General features: G+C 32.7%; 23 protein-coding genes. 15 read left to right on the top strand and 8 right to left on the bottom strand.

Features of this window, described 5'->3' with window-relative positions:
- Positions 1 to 8 precede the first annotated feature (8 nt).
- Complete coding sequence (locus V7P59_RS07870) at positions 9 to 446, top strand: VOC family protein (protein WP_333809614.1); 438 nt, start codon at positions 9 to 11, stop codon at positions 444 to 446.
- Here the strand turns inward: V7P59_RS07870 and V7P59_RS07875 are convergent.
- A complete protein-coding gene (locus tag V7P59_RS07875; RefSeq protein WP_333809615.1) occupies positions 443 to 877 on the bottom strand; it encodes a TerB family tellurite resistance protein in 435 nt (144 codons plus the stop codon). The genes V7P59_RS07870 and V7P59_RS07875 overlap by 4 nt on opposite strands.
- 7 nt (positions 878 to 884) lie before the next feature.
- Here V7P59_RS07875 and V7P59_RS07880 point away from each other — a divergent pair, with 7 nt between their 5' ends.
- From V7P59_RS07880 to V7P59_RS07890, 3 genes are all read left to right on the top strand, one after another.
- Positions 885 to 1,673, top strand: a complete 789-nt coding sequence (locus V7P59_RS07880; protein ID WP_333809616.1) for an alpha/beta hydrolase — start codon at positions 885 to 887, stop codon at positions 1,671 to 1,673.
- A 96-nt stretch (positions 1,674 to 1,769) separates the two neighbouring features.
- The gene (locus V7P59_RS07885; protein ID WP_333809617.1) at positions 1,770 to 2,204 is read left to right on the top strand and encodes a DUF1456 family protein; all 435 of its coding nucleotides are present in this window, start codon (positions 1,770 to 1,772) and stop codon (positions 2,202 to 2,204) included.
- A gap of 42 nt (positions 2,205 to 2,246) precedes the next feature.
- Positions 2,247 to 2,684, top strand: a complete 438-nt coding sequence (locus tag V7P59_RS07890) for a VOC family protein (protein ID WP_333809618.1) — start codon at positions 2,247 to 2,249, stop codon at positions 2,682 to 2,684.
- Positions 2,685 to 2,693: 9 nt separating this feature from the next.
- Here V7P59_RS07890 and menD read toward each other — a convergent pair whose 3' ends face one another.
- Positions 2,694 to 4,346, bottom strand: a complete 1,653-nt coding sequence (gene menD / locus V7P59_RS07895) for a 2-succinyl-5-enolpyruvyl-6-hydroxy-3-cyclohexene-1-carboxylic-acid synthase (protein WP_333809619.1) — start codon at positions 4,344 to 4,346, stop codon at positions 2,694 to 2,696.
- A gap of 78 nt (positions 4,347 to 4,424) precedes the next feature.
- On the opposite strand from menD, the gene V7P59_RS07900 reads away from it, so the two are divergent.
- A complete protein-coding gene (locus tag V7P59_RS07900) occupies positions 4,425 to 4,919 on the top strand; it encodes a GNAT family N-acetyltransferase (protein ID WP_333809620.1) in 495 nt (164 codons plus the stop codon).
- A 65-nt stretch (positions 4,920 to 4,984) separates the two neighbouring features.
- Here the strand turns inward: V7P59_RS07900 and V7P59_RS07905 are convergent, their stop codons facing one another.
- From V7P59_RS07905 to V7P59_RS07915, 3 genes are all read right to left on the bottom strand, one after another.
- Positions 4,985 to 5,578 (bottom strand): glutathione peroxidase, encoded by a 594-nt coding sequence (locus V7P59_RS07905; RefSeq protein WP_333809621.1) that lies wholly within the window; start codon positions 5,576 to 5,578, stop codon positions 4,985 to 4,987.
- 89 nt (positions 5,579 to 5,667) lie between these two features.
- Positions 5,668 to 8,826: a cytochrome c biogenesis protein CcsA gene (ccsA, locus tag V7P59_RS07910; protein ID WP_333809622.1), complete on the bottom strand. Its 3,159-nt coding sequence runs from the start codon at positions 8,824 to 8,826 to the stop codon at positions 5,668 to 5,670.
- 104 nt (positions 8,827 to 8,930) lie between these two features.
- Positions 8,931 to 9,662 carry a biotin--[acetyl-CoA-carboxylase] ligase gene (locus V7P59_RS07915; RefSeq protein ID WP_333809623.1) on the bottom strand — a complete coding sequence of 244 codons (732 nt, stop codon included), beginning with the start codon at positions 9,660 to 9,662 and terminating at the stop codon, positions 8,931 to 8,933.
- An 85-nt stretch (positions 9,663 to 9,747) separates the two neighbouring features.
- On the opposite strand from V7P59_RS07915, the gene rsfS reads away from it, so the two are divergent.
- The 7 genes from rsfS (at position 9,748) to V7P59_RS07950 (ending at position 15,306) form a co-directional block, all read left to right on the top strand.
- Positions 9,748 to 10,119, top strand: coding sequence for a ribosome silencing factor (gene rsfS, locus V7P59_RS07920; RefSeq protein ID WP_333809624.1), 372 nt, complete (start codon positions 9,748 to 9,750; stop codon positions 10,117 to 10,119).
- Between the two features lie 7 nt (positions 10,120 to 10,126).
- Positions 10,127 to 12,070: an ATP-dependent zinc metalloprotease FtsH gene (ftsH, locus tag V7P59_RS07925; RefSeq protein ID WP_333809625.1), complete on the top strand. Its 1,944-nt coding sequence runs from the start codon at positions 10,127 to 10,129 to the stop codon at positions 12,068 to 12,070.
- A 107-nt stretch (positions 12,071 to 12,177) separates the two neighbouring features.
- Positions 12,178 to 12,783 (top strand): LUD domain-containing protein, encoded by a 606-nt coding sequence (locus tag V7P59_RS07930; RefSeq protein ID WP_333809626.1) that lies wholly within the window; start codon positions 12,178 to 12,180, stop codon positions 12,781 to 12,783.
- Positions 12,784 to 12,785: 2 nt separating this feature from the next.
- Positions 12,786 to 13,592 (top strand): phosphatidate cytidylyltransferase, encoded by an 807-nt coding sequence (locus tag V7P59_RS07935; RefSeq protein ID WP_333809627.1) that lies wholly within the window; start codon positions 12,786 to 12,788, stop codon positions 13,590 to 13,592.
- On the top strand, positions 13,582 to 14,235 hold the full coding sequence (locus tag V7P59_RS07940; RefSeq protein WP_333809628.1) for a phosphatidylserine decarboxylase family protein: 654 nt from the start codon (positions 13,582 to 13,584) through the stop codon (positions 14,233 to 14,235). Before V7P59_RS07935 ends, V7P59_RS07940 begins: the two co-directional genes overlap by 11 nt.
- A 3-nt stretch (positions 14,236 to 14,238) precedes the next feature.
- A complete protein-coding gene (locus tag V7P59_RS07945; RefSeq protein ID WP_333809629.1) occupies positions 14,239 to 14,520 on the top strand; it encodes an acyl-CoA-binding protein in 282 nt (93 codons plus the stop codon).
- Between the two features lie 12 nt (positions 14,521 to 14,532).
- On the top strand, positions 14,533 to 15,306 hold the full coding sequence (locus tag V7P59_RS07950; protein WP_333809630.1) for a superoxide dismutase: 774 nt from the start codon (positions 14,533 to 14,535) through the stop codon (positions 15,304 to 15,306).
- A 366-nt stretch (positions 15,307 to 15,672) separates the two neighbouring features.
- Here V7P59_RS07950 and V7P59_RS07955 read toward each other — a convergent pair whose 3' ends face one another.
- On the bottom strand, positions 15,673 to 16,551 hold the full coding sequence (locus V7P59_RS07955) for a winged helix-turn-helix domain-containing protein (protein ID WP_333809631.1): 879 nt from the start codon (positions 16,549 to 16,551) through the stop codon (positions 15,673 to 15,675).
- A 108-nt stretch (positions 16,552 to 16,659) separates the two neighbouring features.
- Here V7P59_RS07955 and V7P59_RS07960 point away from each other — a divergent pair, with 108 nt between their 5' ends.
- Positions 16,660 to 17,220: a hypothetical protein gene (locus V7P59_RS07960; protein WP_333809632.1), complete on the top strand. Its 561-nt coding sequence runs from the start codon at positions 16,660 to 16,662 to the stop codon at positions 17,218 to 17,220.
- Between the two features lie 52 nt (positions 17,221 to 17,272).
- On the opposite strand, the gene V7P59_RS07965 is transcribed toward V7P59_RS07960, so the two are convergent.
- Positions 17,273 to 19,459 carry a glutamine synthetase III family protein gene (locus V7P59_RS07965; protein ID WP_333809633.1) on the bottom strand — a complete coding sequence of 729 codons (2,187 nt, stop codon included), beginning with the start codon at positions 19,457 to 19,459 and terminating at the stop codon, positions 17,273 to 17,275.
- Between the two features lie 123 nt (positions 19,460 to 19,582).
- Here V7P59_RS07965 and V7P59_RS07970 point away from each other — a divergent pair, with 123 nt between their 5' ends.
- Positions 19,583 to 20,146: a DUF1543 domain-containing protein gene (locus V7P59_RS07970; RefSeq protein WP_333809634.1), complete on the top strand. Its 564-nt coding sequence runs from the start codon at positions 19,583 to 19,585 to the stop codon at positions 20,144 to 20,146.
- 33 nt (positions 20,147 to 20,179) lie between these two features.
- On the opposite strand, the gene V7P59_RS07975 is transcribed toward V7P59_RS07970, so the two are convergent.
- Positions 20,180 to 20,686 carry a hypothetical protein gene (locus tag V7P59_RS07975; protein ID WP_333809635.1) on the bottom strand — a complete coding sequence of 169 codons (507 nt, stop codon included), beginning with the start codon at positions 20,684 to 20,686 and terminating at the stop codon, positions 20,180 to 20,182.
- A 107-nt stretch (positions 20,687 to 20,793) separates the two neighbouring features.
- Here V7P59_RS07975 and V7P59_RS07980 point away from each other — a divergent pair, with 107 nt between their 5' ends.
- Positions 20,794 to 20,934: a hypothetical protein gene (locus V7P59_RS07980; protein ID WP_333809636.1), complete on the top strand. Its 141-nt coding sequence runs from the start codon at positions 20,794 to 20,796 to the stop codon at positions 20,932 to 20,934.
- The last annotated feature ends 1 nt before the right edge of the window (position 20,935 follow it).

Raw genomic sequence — 20,935 nt, forward strand, 5'->3', positions numbered from 1 at the left:
AAAACAATATGGCAACAGTAAATGTATATCTTACCTTTAATGGTAATACAGAAGAAGCTTTTAATTTTTACAAATCTGTTTTTGGTGGCGATTTTAGTTACATCGGACGTTTCAAAGACATGCCGGCGGATGAAAATTGTCCACCACCTAGTGAAGAAGAAGGTAATCGCATCATGCACGTGAGTTTACCCATCAGCAAAGAAACCATTTTAATGGCAAGTGACAGTACTTCGTTTAGTGGCGACGTTACTTTTGGGAATAATTTCTCCGTATCAATCAATACTGACAGTAAAGAAGAAGCCGATAGACTTTTCAACGGACTTTCAGCAGGAGGACATATTATTATGCCAATGGAAAAGACATTCTGGGGAGCTTATTTCGGAATGTTTACAGACAAATTTGGTATCAATTGGATGGTAAACTTTGACGAAATGCCTAAAAGCTAATTATGCTGTTCGGTAAAAACGGCTAATAAAACATCTCCCTCAACCATTCGGTTTGGGGAGTTTTTCATTAAATTTAAAACGCGTTTCATCGCATAGGGATTCAATCCCATGTTAATACCGATTTCGTTGATTTTTATTTGTTCCGCTTCGTGCAAAACACCATCACAATGCATTAACAGCGCTAACCTATAAAATTGACAAATTCTATGAAATTCATCTTTTATTACGGTAACTTCACCTCTATTTTTAAATAACTGATGAAAAACTTCTTTCTCAATCTCCAATTCCATGGCTACCATTTCCAAAAAATCATACTCACGATCGTGCAATTCGCCATCAATTAATGCAAAAGCAATCATTTCCTGTAATAAACTTATTTTTTCTTGGTAACTATCCATTGAAAACGTATTTTTATATTGTTGATTTACCAAATATAAAATGAAAAAGCAGTTTTTCCAATTTTTGTCTCTTTTTTTATTAACATACTTTTATGGATTGTCTCAAGGAACAGTGACCACATTTATAATTGAAGTACCACAATTGCAGACTAGCAAGAAGATTTGGTTGTATTTACCTCACAATTACAAGACTACTAAAAAGAAATATCCAGTAATTTACATGCACGATGCTCAAAATTTATTTGATGATAAAACAGCTTTTGCTGGCGAATGGCATGTTGATGAAACCTTAGATTCTCTGAAAGCCGAAGTAATTATTGTAGGAATAGAGCACGGTAACGAAAAACGATCACAAGAACTTATTCCCTTTTCAAATGAAAAATTTAGTAACGGAAAAGCGGATAATTATTTAGATTTCATTGTAAATAACTTAAAGCCTCATATTGATTCCAATTATAGAACCAAATCAGGTAAAATGAACACGGCAATTGCAGGGAGTTCTCTTGGAGGATTAGTTTCTTATTACGCAATTTTAAAATATCCGAAAGTATTTGGAAAGGCTGCCATTTTCTCTCCATCATTTTGGTTAGGAAACGAGATTTACACATTAACTGAAAATACCAAAAAATTAAACACCAAACTATACTTCCTTTGTGGCGATAGCGAAAGTGAAAGCATGGTACAAGATATGGACAAAATGGTAGATTTAGTTAATGACAAACGCTGTACTTGTATGCATTTAACAAAAAAAGTAGTAATTAAAGGTGGAAAACATAATGAAAAATTATGGAGCAAAGAATTTGGAAAAGCGTACCTTTGGCTTTTTTAAAAGGTATTCGAGTTTCGAGTTCAAGGTTTTAAGTTTCAGGTTGAAGAAAAGATTTTTAAAATTTCTCTAATCTGTGTTCCAATAAATAAATGATATATGAATAATAACGATGTTTTTAAGAAGTTACGTGTTGCACTACAGTTACGCGATGACCAAATTATAGAAATTTTAAACCTTGTAAATTTTAGAGTTTCTAAAGGTGAACTAGGCAATATATTCAGAAGCGAAGACCATCCTAATTATATGGAATGTGGCGACCAATTGTTGCGCAATTTCCTTAACGGATTGGTGATTTACTTACGTGGCACAAAAGAAAATCCAAAAAATCCAAGAGAAGTTTTAGATCAAATTGCCAAAAATAAAACCACTACACCAAAAGAAGCCAAAAAACCCGAAACCAAAAAGCTATTCAAACCTAAAACTACAACGGACAAAAAACCTTTTGGACAAGGCAAACCTTCCACTAAAAAACAAAACCCTGAAAGCCCAGTTGAACGTTTTAAGTTTAACTCTGGTAAAAATAAAAAGTAACTTTATCAATAATATTTCTTGAAATAATTTAAAAAAAAACGCATGGCACAAATCAATCCACACATCAACTTCAATGGCAATGCTGAAGAAGCGTTTCTTTTTTATCAATCGGTATTTGGTGGCGAGTTTGTCCAGATTATGCGTTTCAAAGATTTGGCTAGTGAAGAATTTCCTGTTCCAGAAAGTGAAACCAACAAAATCATGCACATTGCTTTACCTATTGGCACCAATATTTTAATAGGCAATGATGTTCCTGAAAGTATGGGACGTGTAAATGAAAATGAAAACCGTTCTAAAATAGCCATTACCGCAGGAAGTCGAGAAGAAGCCGATAAACTTTTCAACGGACTTTCAGCTGGAGGTACTGTCGAATATCCAATGAGTGATAGTCCGTGGGGTTCTTATTTTGGCATGTTCAGAGATAAATACGGCATTGAATGGATGGTTGATTTTGATCCAAAGTATAAAGGGAAAGTATAAACTAAAACTTTACTTCAACCCTCTAAAAAACTCCAATAAAATCCCATTATTCTCTTTTTCTGGTGTGAAAACTTCTAGAATACTTGGTTTTTCGTTTTGGTTTAGGAATTTAACATATTGTTGTTGTAATGAAGCTTCATCATTCGCTTCAAAATAATCAAAACCGTACATTTTAGCTAAATGGGAAGCGTTTAATTGATGTGATGTTTCAAAATAGGTGTTGAACGTTTTCGTTTCTTGATGACCGGGTAAAATTCTGAAAATACCACCACCGCTGTTATTCAACAAAATGATTTTGAAGTTTTTTGGAATGTAATTGTTCCACAAAGCGTTGCTATCGTATAAAAAGCTGATATCACCTGTAATCAAAATCGTTGGTAAATCAGACACAGATGCAGCTCCAATGGCTGTCGAAGTACTTCCATCAATTCCACTAGTACCACGATTGCAAAAAACTTGTATGCTTTTGTCTAAATCAAATAACTGTAAGTAACGTATCGCCGAACTATTGCTCACTTGTAACTGACTGTTTTTTGGCAGGTTTTGGCAAATAAAATCAAACACTTTAAAATCTGAAAACGGAATTTTTGCAGTGTATTCTTGATGTTTCACTACTCTATCATTCCAAATAGTCGCAATATTTGATTTATAAGAACTTTCAATCTTATTTTCAGTCAATAACTGACTCAAAAAAGTATTGATTTTCGTTTCAAAATGATTTGTAAGTGCTCCAAAAGTATCATACGCACGTAATTCGTCCACATGCCAATGGTGTTTTGGTTTGTATTTTCGTAAAAACGCTTTGATACGTTTCGAAACTACCATTCCACCAAAAGTCAACAAAATTTCAGGTTGAAACGATTTGAAATCTTCATCCGTAAATGGAGTAATCAAAGTATCAATTTGGTCGATGAATGTTGGGTGATGTAAATTGGATGTCTTTTCGGTTAACACTACCACACTTGGGTCATTCGCTAAAATATCTAAATACTTTTGTTCTACCGAATTTGGAAACAACTCTCCTACTAAAACCAATTTCTTAGTCGCTTTATTCCAAGTTTCTTTTGTGTTAGTTCCTAATGAGAAATGCTTTTCTTCGGCAGTAAAATCGATGATTACAGGTTGGACTTGTAATTCGGAAACGGTTTCATACAACGGTTCTTCGAATGGTGCATTGATATGCACTGGTCCTTTTTGGGTAATCGCAACATGCAACGCCATTTGAATGTGATTGTCGTTTTCTGGCGAAGCATCTTCACGCAAATTCGCATTGTACAAACAATGATTTCCTAATACATTTTCTTGACGAATGGTTTGCCCATCACCAATATCAATCTTATTTTGTGGTCTATCCGCAGAAATGACTACTAACGGAATTTGGCTATAAAAAGCTTCAGCCACCGCAGGATAATAATTCAATACCGCAGAACCCGAAGTACAAACAACAGCAACAGGTTTCTGAATTTGTTGGGCAATTCCCAAAGCAAAAAATGCAGCACATCGCTCGTCAGCAATACTATAACATTTGAAAAACGGATTGTTAGTAAATCCAATTGTCAAAGGCGCATTGCGCGAACCTGGTGAAATTACGATATGTTGGACTCCTTTTTGTTGGCAAATTTCGATAATGCTTTGCGCTAAAGGAATTTTTGGATACATCATTTTAAAAAAATAACTGGAGTACAAAGTTACGAAGTTGAAAAGGTTTTTAGTACTTTTACTACGTAATTTCTTTACGAAATGGAGATAAAAATTAGAGACTATCAAATACAAGATTGCCCTGCTATTTTAGACATCATTAACGATGCTATTTTGAATTCGACTGCTTTGTACGATTACAACGTGCGAACTTTACCCACTCAAGAAGCTATTTTTGAAGAAAAACTTCAGAAAGGATTTCCTGTCATTGTTGCCGAAATGAATAATAAAGTCGTAGGTTTTGGTTATTATAGTGAATTCCGATTCAGAGAAGCGTATAAATTCACGGTAGAACATTCGGTTTATGCGAACAAGAATGCTATCGGGAAAGGCATCGGAAAATTACTATTGACCGAATTAATCGAAAGAGCCAAACAACAAAACCTTCATACGATGATTGGCGTTATCGATTCAGAAAATACCAACAGCATCGATTTTCATAAGAAATTTGGTTTCGAAGAAGTTGGTTTTATTAAAGAATCAGGCTTTAAGTTTAACCGATGGTTGCATTCGGTTTTTGTTCAGAAAATTCTATAAAAAAAGTGTTCAGTCTTCTATAAATAGAGTAAACTGAACACTATATACTGAACACTGATTACTAACTATTTTCCTTCAATCCAATTTACGATTTCTGCATCAGTTGGCAACGTTCTTGGCGACACTACTTTAGCTAATTCGCCATTTTCATTGATTAGATACTTTTGAAAGTTCCATTGCACTTCACTGTCTTGTAAACCGTTTTTAGTTTTTTGCGTTAAAAATTGATACACAGGATGCATATCGCCACCTTTAACCGAAATTTTAGCCATCATTGGAAACGAAACGCCATAATTTTGCTGGCAGAAAGTAGCAATTTGTTGATTCGTTCCTGGTTCTTGTGCTCCAAAGTTGTTTGCAGGAAAACCTACGATTACAAAGTTTTTGTCTTTGTATTTCTCATAAATCGCTTGTAATTGTTCATATTGCGGTGTTAAACCACATTCAGAAGCCGTGTTGACTACTAATATTTTCTTTCCTTTTAAGGTAGAAAAATCAAAAGTATCACCACTCAAATCTTCTACTTTGAATTGATAAATTGTTTGTTTTGCCATAGGTGTTGTCGTTGCTGTTGCCGCAGTTGATTGTTTTTTTTGTGCCTGATTTTGACAACTGAAAAATAAAGCTACTACAGAAAACAAGGTTACTAATTTTTTCATCTCTTTTTTATTTCAAATTTAAGGTTTTAAAATACAACTTTTGATAAACATTTCTTAAAAAAAATGGTCGCTAATTAGCGACCAAATTCTTATTTTTTATAATACTTTTTATAGGGAAAGTAAGCTATTGCAGATATTATTAAAACAATTGCTAAAATCACAAAGTAATAGGTTACATTTTGTTTTTCTCCCGATGCATAACTATGTAAACCGCTCAAGTGGAAATTTACTCCAAAATAGGTCATTAAAATAGAGGCAAAAGCTAAAACGCTCATTACGTTGTAAATCCATCTTCCTCTTAATGCTGGTACAAATCGTGCATGAATTACAAATGCATACACCATAATACTAATTAATGCCCAAGTTTCTTTTGGGTCCCAACCCCAATAACGTCCCCAACTTTCATTTGCCCATTGTCCGCCAAGGAAGTTTCCTATGGTTAACATGACTAAACCTACTGTTAGTGCCATTTCGTTTATGTAGGTGATTTCGTCAATGCTTAATTTCATTCTTTCTTTGTTGTTTTCGTTAGTGAAAATCATCAAGAATAAAGCAACTAAACCTAAAACCATGGCCAAAGTAAACGGTCCGTAACTCGCTACAATTACTGCAACGTGGATCATTAACCAATACGAATTTAAAACCGGCTGTAAGTTTCCGATTGATGGATCCATCCAATTCCAATGTGCAATCATTAAAATCATCGAAGTTACAAAAGCGGTTGATGCCACAGTTAATTTCGATTTTCTACCGAAAGCTAATCCAAAGAACATTGTTGCCCAAGCAACATAAATCATACTCTCATACGCATCGCTCCAAGGTGCATGACCTGAAATATACCATCTTACTGCTAATCCTGCTAGATGCAATATGAAAAACAAACCAATTAATCCATGAAAAACATTAATAATAGTTCGGATTGCTTTCGAATCTTTGAAAATTTGGACAATACAGAAAATTAACATTAAAACTCCTGCCAACATATACATATAATATAATCTTTTGAAGATATCATATTTGTTGTACGTTATTTCAGAACTGATTTTACTTTCTGAAAGCATTACGGCTTTTCCGTATTTCTTTTGGTATTCGGTAAGTCCTTTTAAAAGACTATTTGGTAATTCGTAATTTTTACTTTGTGATGCTTTATCCAAGGCATTCAAATAAAATGGCATTACATTTTTAATTGAATCTAAAGCCGTACCTGTTGGTTGGTTGACTTCTAAAAACGAAACCCACTTGTTCGATTTATCGCCCGGAATTGGAAACACTTTCAAAATTTGTCCACTCAAAGCCGAATATAAAAGGTTTACTTTTTTATCTGCTTCAATAAAATCTTTTTGGAATTGATTTGGAACCGGTTCTTTATAAGCTGTTTCTAAAAACTTAGCTAATTTGTAATTCCCAGTTTCATCAAAAAAGGCAATTAATGGTGCATATTTCGCTTCTTTTTCTACTCCTATTAATTTACGAATACTATCATTTCCTCTTTTCAAATAAATGATTGGCAAAGCATACCAATACTGAGGATATTGCGTCATCGATAAAAACGCTTGGTCAGAATTCATTCCTTCATACGAATCGCTTTTAGATACTTTGCGAAGTAATTCAGACGAAAACGTATTGATTGGCTTCATTCGCCCATTATCCTGAATTACAACTTTTCCGAATTCACTAGCATGTTCGGCTGAAACTTCATACTTCTTCAACAACTTTAGAATTTCTTCTTTGCTTGGTTGGTGATTATGTTGTTGACCGAAAGTTATCGTTGTGAATAAAATCAAAAACACACTTAGTAAACCTGCTTTCTTCACTTTAACTTTTTCTAATTTCTCTTTTAAACTTGAAAAGCGACTATTTTTTGTAAATAAAATGGCCATTAAACCAAAATATAACAGAAAGTAACCAATATAAGTAATCCAAGTCCCCCAGAAATCATGACTAACCGATAATTGTGTTCCTTTTTCATCTGGGTCAAATCCAGCTTGGAAGAATCTATAACCTCTGTAATCTAAAATGTGGTTCATGAAAACACTATCTTTAAAAGTTTTTCCTTGTTCAGAGTCCGCAACCTCAATTTTGCTTTTGAAAGCAGAATAACTGTTTTGTGTTCCAGGGTATTTATCTGCTATAAAATCGTCTAGTTTTACAGTAAATGGTGTGTTGTAAATTTTACTTCCGAAGAAAAGTGTAAATTCTAAATCGCCTATTTTAACACTTTGCGGAACTCCTTGCTTTCCTCTTGAACCAACTAAAGTTAGAATTTCTTCTTTTCCTTGTGTTTTGATTTTTACTTTCAAAGCGTCATCGGTTTGTTTGTCTTTGAAATCATTATTCGATTTGAAAGTCAATTCACCTTTAATCGCTGGTTCTGGAAATACAAATTGAGCACCACCAATATTATATAATGAACGTAACATTAACGCCTGAACCGAATCTTTAACAACTTTTCCTTGTAATTTATCAGCCATTCGCATGAAATTACCTTCAAATGGGGTTTGAATAGTGTATGCTTCAGCAATTTTTGTGATATTAATTGCGCCTTCTGTATATTTATTGAAAGCAAAAAGAACGTTGTGTAAATTTTGAACTTCTCCTTCTTTTAGATAATGTTCATGACGAGTGCCTCCACTTGACTCTACCATTTTAATCATCAATTGTCCGTTTTCAGATGGAACAACGGTTTCGGTAGCGTTCAAAATAAATTCTTGATGTTCAACTTCAAATGGAATTCCACTAAAATCACCTCCCATTGAAAAATGATTACTCGCGAAAGTATTCAAAAAGCCATCTTCTTTAACTTCTGGAGCTAAATACAATCCTTTTTCAAAAGTCTTACGACGCATTTGTCCTTCGTGATTACCATCTACTAAAACCGTTAAATAAGGTTTATCGGAATAAATCATATTAGCAGATTCACCTTCTCTAATAGGCATCATACCTTCATAACTTATGTAACGAGTAATAAAAGCGCCAACTATAATTAGAATAAAAGAAAGGTGTAAAATTAAAGTCGCCCAATTTTCTTTTTTATGTAATTGATAACGTTTGATGTTGCCTAAAAAATTGATTACAAAAAACACCATAATAACTTCAAACCAAACGGCATTGTAAACAATAACTCTTGCAGTATCAGTATTATAAGCATCTTCGATAAAAGTCCCGGCAGCCATGGCTAAAGCAAAAAGTATAAACAAAACAGCCATTAAGCGTGTAGAAGATAACAAGGATAGTATTTTTTTCTCCATGAGATATAAAGGAATACGTTTTTTTAATTGGCACAAATGTACTTAAAAACAAAAACTTTTTAACGAAGTTTAACAAAGGTTTGAGGAATTTCTAACGTTTTATCTTAGTACAACATTTTTACTTCTTTGACATCAAATAATTGAACAGCATCATCTTCCAATAAAACAGCTAATTTACCTTCATGAGTAACTTCTTGTATTTTACCCACAAAGCGATTTCCTGAAACGGATTCAAATGTAGAGACAATACCTTTCTTAAACAGAATTTGGTGATACGCATTCCAAAAATGAGTTTCTCCTGTAATGGGCAATTGATTTAAATTGAATTTTAATTGATTAACGATAGAAATCAATAGCATTTCTCTATTAAACAATTGATTTTCCAACAAATATAAAGAAGAAGCTTGAGGTAAATTTTCAAATTGCGATTGGTTAACATTCAAACCAATTCCGATTATCGATTGCACTTCGCTTGAATTTTTGAAGGTGTTTTCGATTAAAATGCCACCAATTTTCTTGTTTTCTGCCAAAATGTCGTTTGGCCACTTAATGACAAAATTTAAATTGCTTATCGTTTTTAACGCTTCAACAACACTCAACGCTACTATGATGTTTAACGTAAATAAACTCGCAATTCCTTCAACTTTTTGATTATATAAAATACTAAAAGTGAGATTTTTACCTGATTCAGAAGCCCATCCCGATCCTCTTTGTCCTTTACCTTCCGTTTGAGATTCAGTACTCACTACTGTGAAATTTTCGCAGCTTTCTTGAGCTGAAAGTGCTTTCAAAAAATGGTTGGTTGAATCTATGGCATCGAGTTTGATTATTCTCATATCGTACAGACAAAATTTAATCTTATGTTAAGGTTCAAAAATAATCACAAAAAATGATACCTTTGCATAAAATCATAAATATTACATGACGAAAAAAAATACGAATAATGATGATTTATTAGCACTTATCATCAAAGGAATTGAAGACGTAAAGGGAAATGATATTAACATCCTTGATTTAAGAGATATAGAAAATACTGTTTGTGATTATTTTGTAATCTGTAACGGTAATTCAAATACACAAGTTAATGCAATTGTGGGCTCGGTTCAAAAAGTGGTTTCAAAAGAATTAAAAGAAAAACCATGGCATGTTGAAGGAGAGCAAAATGGCGAATGGGTTTTAATGGATTATGTGAGTATAGTGGTTCACGTTTTCCAAAAACATATCAGAGAATACTACAACATTGAAAGTTTATGGGGTGATGCAAAAATTACTACCATAGATACTAATTACTAAAAATTTTATGGCACAAAATAATAATTCTGGCTTTAAGTTTAGTCCTTGGATGAGTATTGTACTCGTCTTAGCTATTTTTTTTACAATAAGTTTATTTACTAAAGGGTTAGATTTAAGTAATCCTGCGCCAACTACTTTGTCAAAATTTTATCAATTTTTAGATAAAAATCAAGTTGAAAAAGTGGTTTTCAATAATACAAAAGCTACGGTTTATTTAAAGAAAACTGCTTTAACGGATAAAGCTCATGATAAAGTTAAAAATGACGTTATAGGTAAATTAAATACTAAAGGACCTCATTATTTCTTTGAAATTGGAGATTTAAAAACTTTTCAAGAAAATTTACAAAAAGCAGCAAATGAAGGTAAACTTTCAGAATATGAAAAAGAACCTGAAAGTATTTGGGGCGATTTAATTTCAATGCTTTTACCAATTGTTTTGTTGGTGGGGCTTTGGATATTTATGATGCGTAGAATGTCTGGAGGTGCTGGAGGAGGCGGAGGTCAAATCTTTAGTATTGGAAAATCGAAAGCTAAATTATTTGACGAAAAGAATGACACTAGAGTAACATTTGAAAACGTTGCCGGTTTAGAAGGTGCCAAAGAAGAAATTCAAGAAATTGTTGAATTCTTGAAAAACCCTGAAAAATATACCTCTATTGGGGGAAAAATTCCAAAAGGAGCATTATTAGTTGGGCCTCCAGGAACAGGAAAAACTTTATTAGCAAAAGCAGTTGCGGGTGAAGCTAGAGTTCCATTCTTCTCATTATCAGGTTCTGATTTTGTGGAGATGTTTGTAGGAGTTGGTGCTTCTCGTGTTAGAGATTTATTCAAACAAGCAAAAGAAAAATCTCCTTCTATCATTTTCATTGATGAAATTGATGCTGTTGGTAGAGCGCGTGGTAAAAACAATATGACGGGTGCTAATGACGAAAGAGAAAACACATTAAACCAACTATTAACTGAAATGGATGGTTTTGGAACGAATTCAAACGTCATTGTATTAGCAGCAACCAATCGTGCCGATGTCTTAGACAAAGCGTTATTGCGTGCTGGTCGTTTTGACAGACAAATTTATGTAGACTTACCAGACATTAGAGAACGTAAAGAAATCTTTGAAGTACATTTAAAACCTTTGAAAAAATCAGAGGAATTAGATACTGAATTCTTAGCCAAACAAACTCCAGGATTCTCGGGTGCTGATATTGCTAATGTTTGTAACGAAGCAGCTTTAATTGCAGCTCGTAAAGATAAAAAAGCAGTAGATAAACAAGATTTCTTAGATGCAGTAGATAGAATTGTAGGAGGTTTAGAAAAGAAAAATAAAATTGTAACTCCCGAAGAAAAACGTGCTATTGCAATTCACGAAGCTGGTCATGCTACTGTAAGTTGGATGTTAGAACATGCTGCACCATTGGTAAAAGTAACAATTGTTCCACGCGGACAAAGTTTAGGAGCCGCTTGGTATTTACCAGAAGAGCGCTTAATTGTAAGACCAGAACAAATGCTGGATGAGATGTGTGCTACTATGGGTGGCCGTGCTGCTGAGAAAGTAATTTTTAATAAAATTTCAACTGGAGCATTGAGCGATTTAGAGAAAGTTACACGTCAAGCAAGAGCCATGGTAACGATTTACGGATTGAATGATAAGCTTGGTAACATTACCTATTACGATTCAACAGGGCAAACTGACTATAATTTTTCAAAACCTTATTCAGAAGAAACAGCAAAAGTTATCGATAGTGAAATTTCAAAATTAATTGAAGAACAATACGATAGAGCGATTCAAATCTTAGAGTCAAATAAAGAAAAATTAACTCAATTAGCTGATATTCTGATTGAAAAAGAGGTGATTTTTAAAGATGATTTAGAAACTATCTTCGGAAAAAGACCTTTTGAAAAAGAAGTTACACCAACTACTGAAAACACAAATGAAGACGCGGTTTCTCAATAAGTAACTTATCAACAAAATAATATTAATAAAAATCTTAGTTCGGTATGTGTAGAACTAAGATTTTTTTTATCTTTGATTTTCACAGTTAAAAAACCTACTAAAGATACATGAGTCTTTTTAGAAAATTTTTTGGTACATCATCAGAAGAGGAAGACAATGACAAAAAACAAGAAGTCAAAAGTCCATACACTCCAGATACTACATTACCAATAGACGAACAGTTTACTTTCAATTTCAAAGAAAATGGAGGAAAATTCATTTATTGTGAGAATTTAGACGAAATTGCAGAAAATTTTGAAAATATATTAGCAGAAAACGATTGGTTTGAATGTAATGCTCAATGTTTCGATAATCGATTGCTTTATTTGTTAGACGATAATAAATTAACTTACGATAATTCATCAACTCCAGTATTTTTTCTTTCATCATGCGAAAATTTAATCGCAGATGAAGGTTCTATCTTATTCTCATCCAATCAGTTTAAGCATTTCAAACCAAATGAATTGCCAACTAACATGATTGTTTTTGCTACTACAAGTCAGATTGTAAATAGCAAAAGTGATGGATTGAGGCGAATTAAAAGCACTCACGAAAAAAATTATCCTTCTAATATTACTACCATAAAATATTTTGAAGAAGTAAAAGAACAAGATTTTCTTCACTACGGAAGTTGTCACAAAAATCTTTACCTACTTCTTTTAGAAGATTTATAATAATGAACGAAACGCTAAAAAGAGCATTATCTGGAGCCGTTTATGTTGTATTACTGTTAGGCTGCATTTCTTATTCTAGAGAGGGTTTAGCAATTCTTTTTGGCGCTTTCTTAGTCATGGGAGTTTATGAGTTCTGTAAAATGTGTGGATTAAATTTCTACATCAGCATTCCAGTTGCAGCGGGTTCTTACTATTACTTATGGAACAAAAATTTAGATATTAATGTAAACACCGCTTTAACAGCTATTTCAATTATAACTTCTATAAAATTATTACTATACCTATTTAACACAAACAAGACTCACTTTAAAATTTACACGAGATATTTTTTGTTATTTGGTTACGTAATTCTTCCATTCATAATTGCAAATTATGTTGCAATGGGAGTTAAAGGTTACAATCCAAAAATTCTGATTTCGATTATCATTTTAATTTGGACAAACGATACTTTTGCTTATTTGGTAGGTAAAAATATTGGAAAAAATAAACTTTTCCCTAGTGTTTCACCTAAAAAAACAATTGAGGGTTTTGCAGGTGGTTTAGTATTTACCATTATTGGTGGAGCTCTTTTAGGAAATTATTACATTATGGCTTCGACCCTATATATTTGGATTATAATTGCTGCTATTGTTAGTATTTTCAGTACGTTAGGAGATTTAATCGAATCAAAATTAAAACGTGTTGCTGGTATTAAAGACACTGGAAATATAATGCCGGGTCATGGAGGTATTCTAGATCGACTAGATAGTATTATATTTGTAATTCCTTTTATTAATTTATTTTATTTAATTTTATACTATGTTTCATAAAGAAGGCGCTAAAATCATTCTAATTACCCTACTATTAGTTGTTGGTATTATTTTCTTAACCGATGCATTTATATCTGTAGATTGGTTACGAACTCTTTTATACATTTTTGGATTAGTCATATTAGTATTGGTTTTACAATTCTTCAGAAACCCAACTCGAGTTGCTGATAATAGCGATAATCATATTTTAGCTCCTGTAGATGGAAAAGTAGTTGTTATTGAGGAAGTATTCGAACCAGAATATTTTAAAGACAAACGTTTGATGGTTTCTATCTTTATGTCGCCTATCAATGTACACGTAACACGTTATTGCGTAAACGGAATCGTTAAATACAGCAAGTATCACCCAGGAAAATATTTAGTAGCTTGGCATCCAAAAGCTAGCGAAGAAAACGAAAGAACTACCGTTGTAATTAACAATAGAATCTATGGTGAAATCTTATATCGTCAAATTGCGGGTGCTTTAGCCAGACGTATTGTGAATTATGCTCAAGAAGGTATGCGTGTAGTTCAAGGTAAAGATGCTGGTTTCATTAAATTTGGTTCAAGAGTGGATATTTATTTACCATTAGGAACCGAAATTAATGTAAAATTAGGCGATAAAGCTATCGGAAATAAAACCGTTATTAGTAAAAAAGCATAAAGAATGAGCGAAAAGGATTTAAATACATTATTTGATGAAGCATTTGCTAATGCACAATTGATTCCGCAAGAATCTGTGCCACAGGATATGCAATTGGTATTGTATGGTTTGTACAAACAAGCTACTTCCGAAACTTCCAACCCTTTATTATTTCAAAATCCACAAGATTTAAGAAATGCTTTTAAATTAAACGCTTGGATGCAAGTAAAACATCTTACTCCAGATGAAGCCAAAAGCGACTACATCAAAATCATTAATCAACTACTGAAAGAACGCAATTTATAATCTGCATTACAAATGAAAAAGTCATTATTGATTTTGGCTTGTATATCATTTATGATGACGAGCTGTAGAAAAGAAAACGAATTAGAAGAAGTTAAAATTCCAGATCCGGAAGTAGAAACTAAGATTTCGGCTTTAGGAAATCCTGCTGATGTAAAAGTTTCTGAAGGGGGCGTTTTTCAAATGCGTGGATTAAAATATGCATACGATGATTTAGAGCCTCATATTGATGGTCGTACGATGGAAATTCATTATTCCAAACATCATTTAGGTTACGCCAACAAACTCAACAAAGCGGTTATAGGAACTGATTTAGAACTTAAAACAGTTGAAGATATTCTAAAAAATTTAGATGTAAACAACAAAGAAATCCGAAATAATGCTGGTGGTTATTACAACCATAATTTATTTTTCGAGATTTTAAGTCCAAAAGGCGGTGGTACTCCAAAAGGTGCTTTAGCCGAAGCCATTACTGCAGAATTAGGTTCGTTTGACAACTTGCAAAAACAACTTACTGATGCCGCTGCCGGGCAATTTGGAAGCGGTTGGGCATGGTTAGTAGTTACTCGTGATGGAAAATTAGCCGTTACTAGTACAGCCAATCAAGACAATCCGTTAATGCCAAATGCAGAAGTAAGAGGCACGCCTATACTAGCAATCGACGTTTGGGAACATGCGTATTATTTACATTACCAAAATAAACGCAACGAATATTTAACCGCTATTTTCAACGTAATCGATTGGAATATCGTCAATGCTAAATATGAAACTGCAGTGAGTAAGATTTAAGTTTAATCAAAATTTACTATATCAAGTCTGGCAAATGTCAGACTTTTTTTATTTTACCAACTCAAAAAAGTTGAAATTTTAACATAAACTGCAGAAAATCTACAGCAATTAATCTAATCGACTCTCTTAATTTTGGTGCATCTAAATTTGAATGCTTTTCAAAACTACCTTTCCTTACTTTAGTTTTGAAAACGTTAGTGCCAAATAATTTAAGGGGTTAAATTATTCACTAACAAACTTTGCAACATAACAAAATGTTTGCAAAAGCTCTAAGCACTAGATTTTGATGATTTAGGGGTAAATTATCGTCTGTGCAACAAAAAATCCCAATCTTTCGATTGGGATTTGTTTTTTATAGAACTCTAATTAAGTATTAATCTCAAGCCTATACCCTTTTCCACGAATAACTACAATATTTATATTCGGGTCAAGTTCTAATTTTTTTCTGAGTTTTGAGATGAACATGTCTAAACTGCGTCCTACAATAACGCCTTCATCTTCCCAAATCTCTTTTTGTAATCGGCTTCTTTCTATTATTTCATTAGGTGATGAGGCAAAAATGAGCAATAAACGTGTTTCTGTTGCTGTTAAATCTATGGTTTCGTCATTAATTTCTAATTGACGTTTTTGTGCATCAAATAAAACAGAACCTAAAGAGAATTGTTTATTAGTTAATTCTTTTGGTAAATTTGTCTTTGGCTTCAATTTCCAAAAAATGAAACCAATAAATGCTAAAAACACTAAACTAACTAAAAAATATTTGAAATTTGCTGAAACTACATCGTTTTGTTTAAATTTAATATTTATCTTGTAACAAGCCACAGGTTGCTTTCTTCCACCACAGGCTACAATATCATCTTTTTTATTTTGTGAGACTACATATCCATAAGTTACACTCGAATTATTGCAATTAATTACATTTACAACATAATCAGTTACCTGATAATCTTTAGCTAATAAACGTTTGGTCGTATTCACCAAAGAATCGGTTTCAAAAGCAAATTCTTTCTCAAAACTAATTTGGTATTCATTTTCAGCTATTTTTTTAATCGGAAGCACTCTCGAAGTACTATCACCCGATTGTAAAAGTATTTCATGTCCAATTCTACGCAGTAAAACTTCTCTTCTGGAAATATCAAAATCGCTAGCATTATTTAAAAAGAAAGCCACTGAAATAAGCACCAGTAATAATAATGCAATTATATATTTAAGATTTTTAGAAAAGTTTTTTTGTCTACTATTCATAGTGTCAATTAATTATTTACAAAGTTTACATTTTTATTTACAATCCCAATCGCTCTAACACAAAATTATGAATGTAAATTCGTGTAATCAATTTAAAAAATGAAACTTATGAAAAAAACAATTTATCTTTTAATCTTGTCAACGCTTATGATAAGTGGATTTGTATTTAGCTTTTCAACTTTTGCCAATGGCATAAGCACTAATCGTGAAGATAAAAACGAAACTAAAATTTCTTCAAAACAATTATCTGATTTAGAGAAAAGAAAAAAATGGGAAGCTTCACCAGATGGAATAAAATTTAATGATTGGAAAAACTCGTCAGAAGGTAAAAAAGTGCAAGCTAGTTATGACAAAATTAAAAAAGAAATAACTGCTTATGCTAAAATGGAAGCTGTAGTAACTTCGGTAACTTTTCAACTTCCAACTACAAACCCATCGAGCCCAAAATGGTTAGTTGTAAAGATTAATGACGAAGATTACATGATGCAATTTATTCCTGAGGATTTTGAGAAATTGAATAGTCTAAAAGTTAACGACAAAATAATTATCAAAAGCCGAAGCGCTGGTTTTTCAAACAATCATCCATACTTAATTTTATCAAGCAATTATATTGAACACAACAATAAAGTGCTTTTTGAACGCGATTTGAGTAAGAATGATGGTTGTTAAGAATTGAGAAACAAAAAAAATCCCAATCTTTCGATTGGGATTTCTATTTTAATTACTTCGTAAATAACAATTCTCTGTATTTTGTTAGTGTCCAAAGTTCGTCGTCTACTAACAATTCTAATTTGTCAGCGTGGTAACGAATTTCCTCGAAGTAAGGTTTTACTTTATCGCAATAAGCGTCTGCCATTTTTTCTGTGCTAGTTAAGGCGTTAGCTTTTTTACGTTCTTCGGTCATTTTTTCAACCTTAGAATTGATACCTTCAATATGTTCTGAAATTTCTTTGATTAACGAAATTTGCTCTTTAGCGATTTTCTCAAAATCTTTTCCGAAAATTTCTTTTAAACCTTTTACGTTTTCAATTAACACATTTTGGTATTTAATCGCAGTTGGAACCACATGATTGCGAGCAATATCACCTAAAACACGACCTTCGATTTGGATTTTTTTCACGTATTCTTCCAATTCTATTTCGTAGCGTGATTCTACCTCAACATGATTCATAACCCCCATTTCACCAAACAACTCAACAGCTTTTTTAGAAACTTTAGCTTTTAATGCTTGTGGTGTAGTTTTATGATTACTCAATCCGCGTTTTTTAGCTTCTTTTTCCCAAGCTTCGCTGTAACCATCACCTTCAAAAAGAATAGCTTTAGTTTTCTTGATATATTCTCTTAAAACATTGAAAATTGCTTCATCTTTCTTTAAATCGTTTTTCTCAATTAAAGCGTCAACTTCGTTTTTGAAATCTTTTAATTGTTTTGCTACAATCGTATTTAAAGTCGTCATCGAAACAGCACAGTTAGCAGAAGAACCAACAGCTCTGAACTCAAATTTATTTCCTGTGAAAGCAAATGGAGACGTTCTGTTTCTGTCGGTATTGTCCAACATTACGTCTGGTAACTTACCCACAACATTTAATTTTAAATCGGTTTTTTCTTCTGGAGATAATTTACCTTTTGAAACCCCTTCTAATTCATCTAATACTTTTGAAAGTGCATCACCAATGAAAACCGAGATAATTGCTGGTGGCGCTTCATTCGCACCTAAACGGTGGTCATTACTTGCAGAAGCAATTGACGCTCTCAATAATTCTTCATAGTCATGAACCGCTTTAATCGTATTGATGAAAAACGTCAAGAATTGTAAATTACTCATTGGCGTCTTTCCTGGAGATAACAAGTTAATTCCAGTATCAGTTGCTAATGACCAGTTGTTATGTTTACCCGAACCATTTACTCCTTTGAAAGGTTTTTCATGGAATAATACTTTGAAATCGTGACGTTCTGCCACTTTTTGCATTACGTCCATTAATAAGGAGTTGTGGTCAACCGCTAAATTCGTTTCTTCGAAGATTGGCGCTAACTCAAATTGATTTGGCGCTACTTCATTATGACGCGTTTTAACTGGAATTCCTAATAACATACATTCATTTTCTAAATCACGCATGTACTGTAAAACACGAGTTGGAATTGACCCAAAATAATGATCTTCTAATTGTTGTCCTTTTGCAGAAGTATGTCCCAATAACGTTCTGCCTGTTGCTAAAATATCAGGTCTTGACGTTGCTAAAGCGCTATCTACAAGGAAATATTCTTGTTCCCAACCTAAAGTTGGTGTAACTTTCTTTACATTTTTATCGAAATACTTAGCTACTTCTGTTGCTGATTCATCGATAGCATGTAGTGCACGTAATAAAGGTGTTTTGTTATCTAATGCTTCCCCAGTATACGAAACGAAAACTGTTGGAATACATAAAGTAGTTCCAAAGATAAAAGCAGGAGAAGTTGGATCCCAAGCCGTATATCCTCTAGCTTCAAACGTATTACGAATTCCTCCATTTGGAAAAGAAGACGCATCTGGTTCTTGTTGCACTAATTGGCTACCACCAAATTTTTCTACTGGATCACTTCCGTCAAATGAAGTTTCAAAAAACGCATCATGTTTTTCAGCAGTAGTTCCTGTTAAAGGTTGAAACCAGTGTGTATAATGTGTTACTCCTTTTGACAATGCCCATTCTTTCATTCCCAATGCAATGTAGTCTGCTATTTTACGGTCGATTTTTACTCCTTCAGCAGCTGCTTTTACGGCTTTATAAGCTTCAGGCGTCAAAAACTGTCGCATAGCTTTATCACCAAAAACATTACTACCAAAAATAACTGACTTTCTGTCCAATTCTTCTACATGGACTGGTTTTCTGTCGGTTGCTCTTCTTAAAGCTTGAAAACGAAATGTTGACATAAGTTGTGTTGTTTTAAAGTTAAACCCTTGAAAAGTTATGCAAATATATAAATATTTTAAATATTTTTACAAACACCCCCTATTTTTTTAGGGGTAAAATATTTTTTTTATTACTTTTACACTATGAAAGCAGTAAATTTATACATGGTAATGCTAGGTTGCACCCCAAAAGGTCGCTTTACCGAACAACATGATATCTTTTTTGGTATTGGAAGTAGTTTAAAAGAATTGGTTCCCGATATGAAAGATTTTTGGCCAGAAGCTAAAGGAAGAATTCACATTGATGCATGGCAAAAAGTAACTTGTATTGATGATTTTGACATTGAAGTAATTTCCAAAGAGAAAAATTTAGAACAAGAAGAACAATTATTCTTTTTGAATTTGGGTGGTTACAAAGAAGGAGAATTTGAAGAATATCATTATAAAGTATTAGTTGTTGCCAAAACAAAAGCCGAAGCTATTAAGAAAGCGAAACAAACTACTTTTTATAAACATTGTGGCTTCAAAGGAGCCGAATCACACATTGATGATAAATATGGAGTTGATGTTGATGATATTCATAATATTGAAGATATTCTTTTGGATAAATTCAAATCGCAGTATCGTTTGAAAATAACAAAAACCAATGCGGTTTCAAAAAATGAAAAACACATTGGCTATTTAAAAATTGATAAAATATCGGTGTAAAAAAATAGCTATCGTAATGACAGCTATTTTGGTTTATAATTTCTTTATACTTGTTGGATTAATTCCGTAAGCCTCAATTACTGCATTATAATCATTAAAATCAACGTGTTGTGCATTTCTATTTGAAAAATACCCAGGAATAATTACAATTCTAAAAGTTTGATTTTGTGTCCATACAGGAGACAAACTAGTTAATGGAAAATTTGCATCTAAAAATATATTCACATCGTATCTAGTAAAATCAAAATTATAATCGAGTTCACCTCCATCATTTAAATAGTAAGTTTGTGGCATCAATCTCCAAACACTTTGTCCTCCCACTACATCATACAAATGATAAACTAAAATCATATCTGATGAATATATTGGAGCACCAAAATTAACAAAAGTACTAAACCCATTTCCTGAATTAAATGAACGTGTAACTTGAATAACCTCGCTTATAGTATCATTATCCACATCATCTCTAACCTCGTTAACTGTACAACTTTGAAGTGTTATCATCCCGATAAAAACTAACAATAAAGTAATTTTTTTCATAATCTTCATGTTTTTAATTATTTCTTATTTATCTATAACCAATTGTTGTGCCAAAAATTTATCCTACATTATTTTCTTATCTTTGAAACTTCAAAAAAGGTTGTAAAATGGGAAGAAATAATCCAAAAAATAGTAAAGCGTATAACGATAAATTACACAAAGAGCAGGCAAAAGAAAAAGCAAAAAAGAATGCTCGAACCGAAAAACTAAAAGAAATTGTTAGAAAATTCAACGAATCAAAATTGTAAT

This window comes from Flavobacterium sp. (assembly GCF_036782315.1).
Lineage (GTDB): Bacteria > Bacteroidota > Bacteroidia > Flavobacteriales > Flavobacteriaceae > Flavobacterium.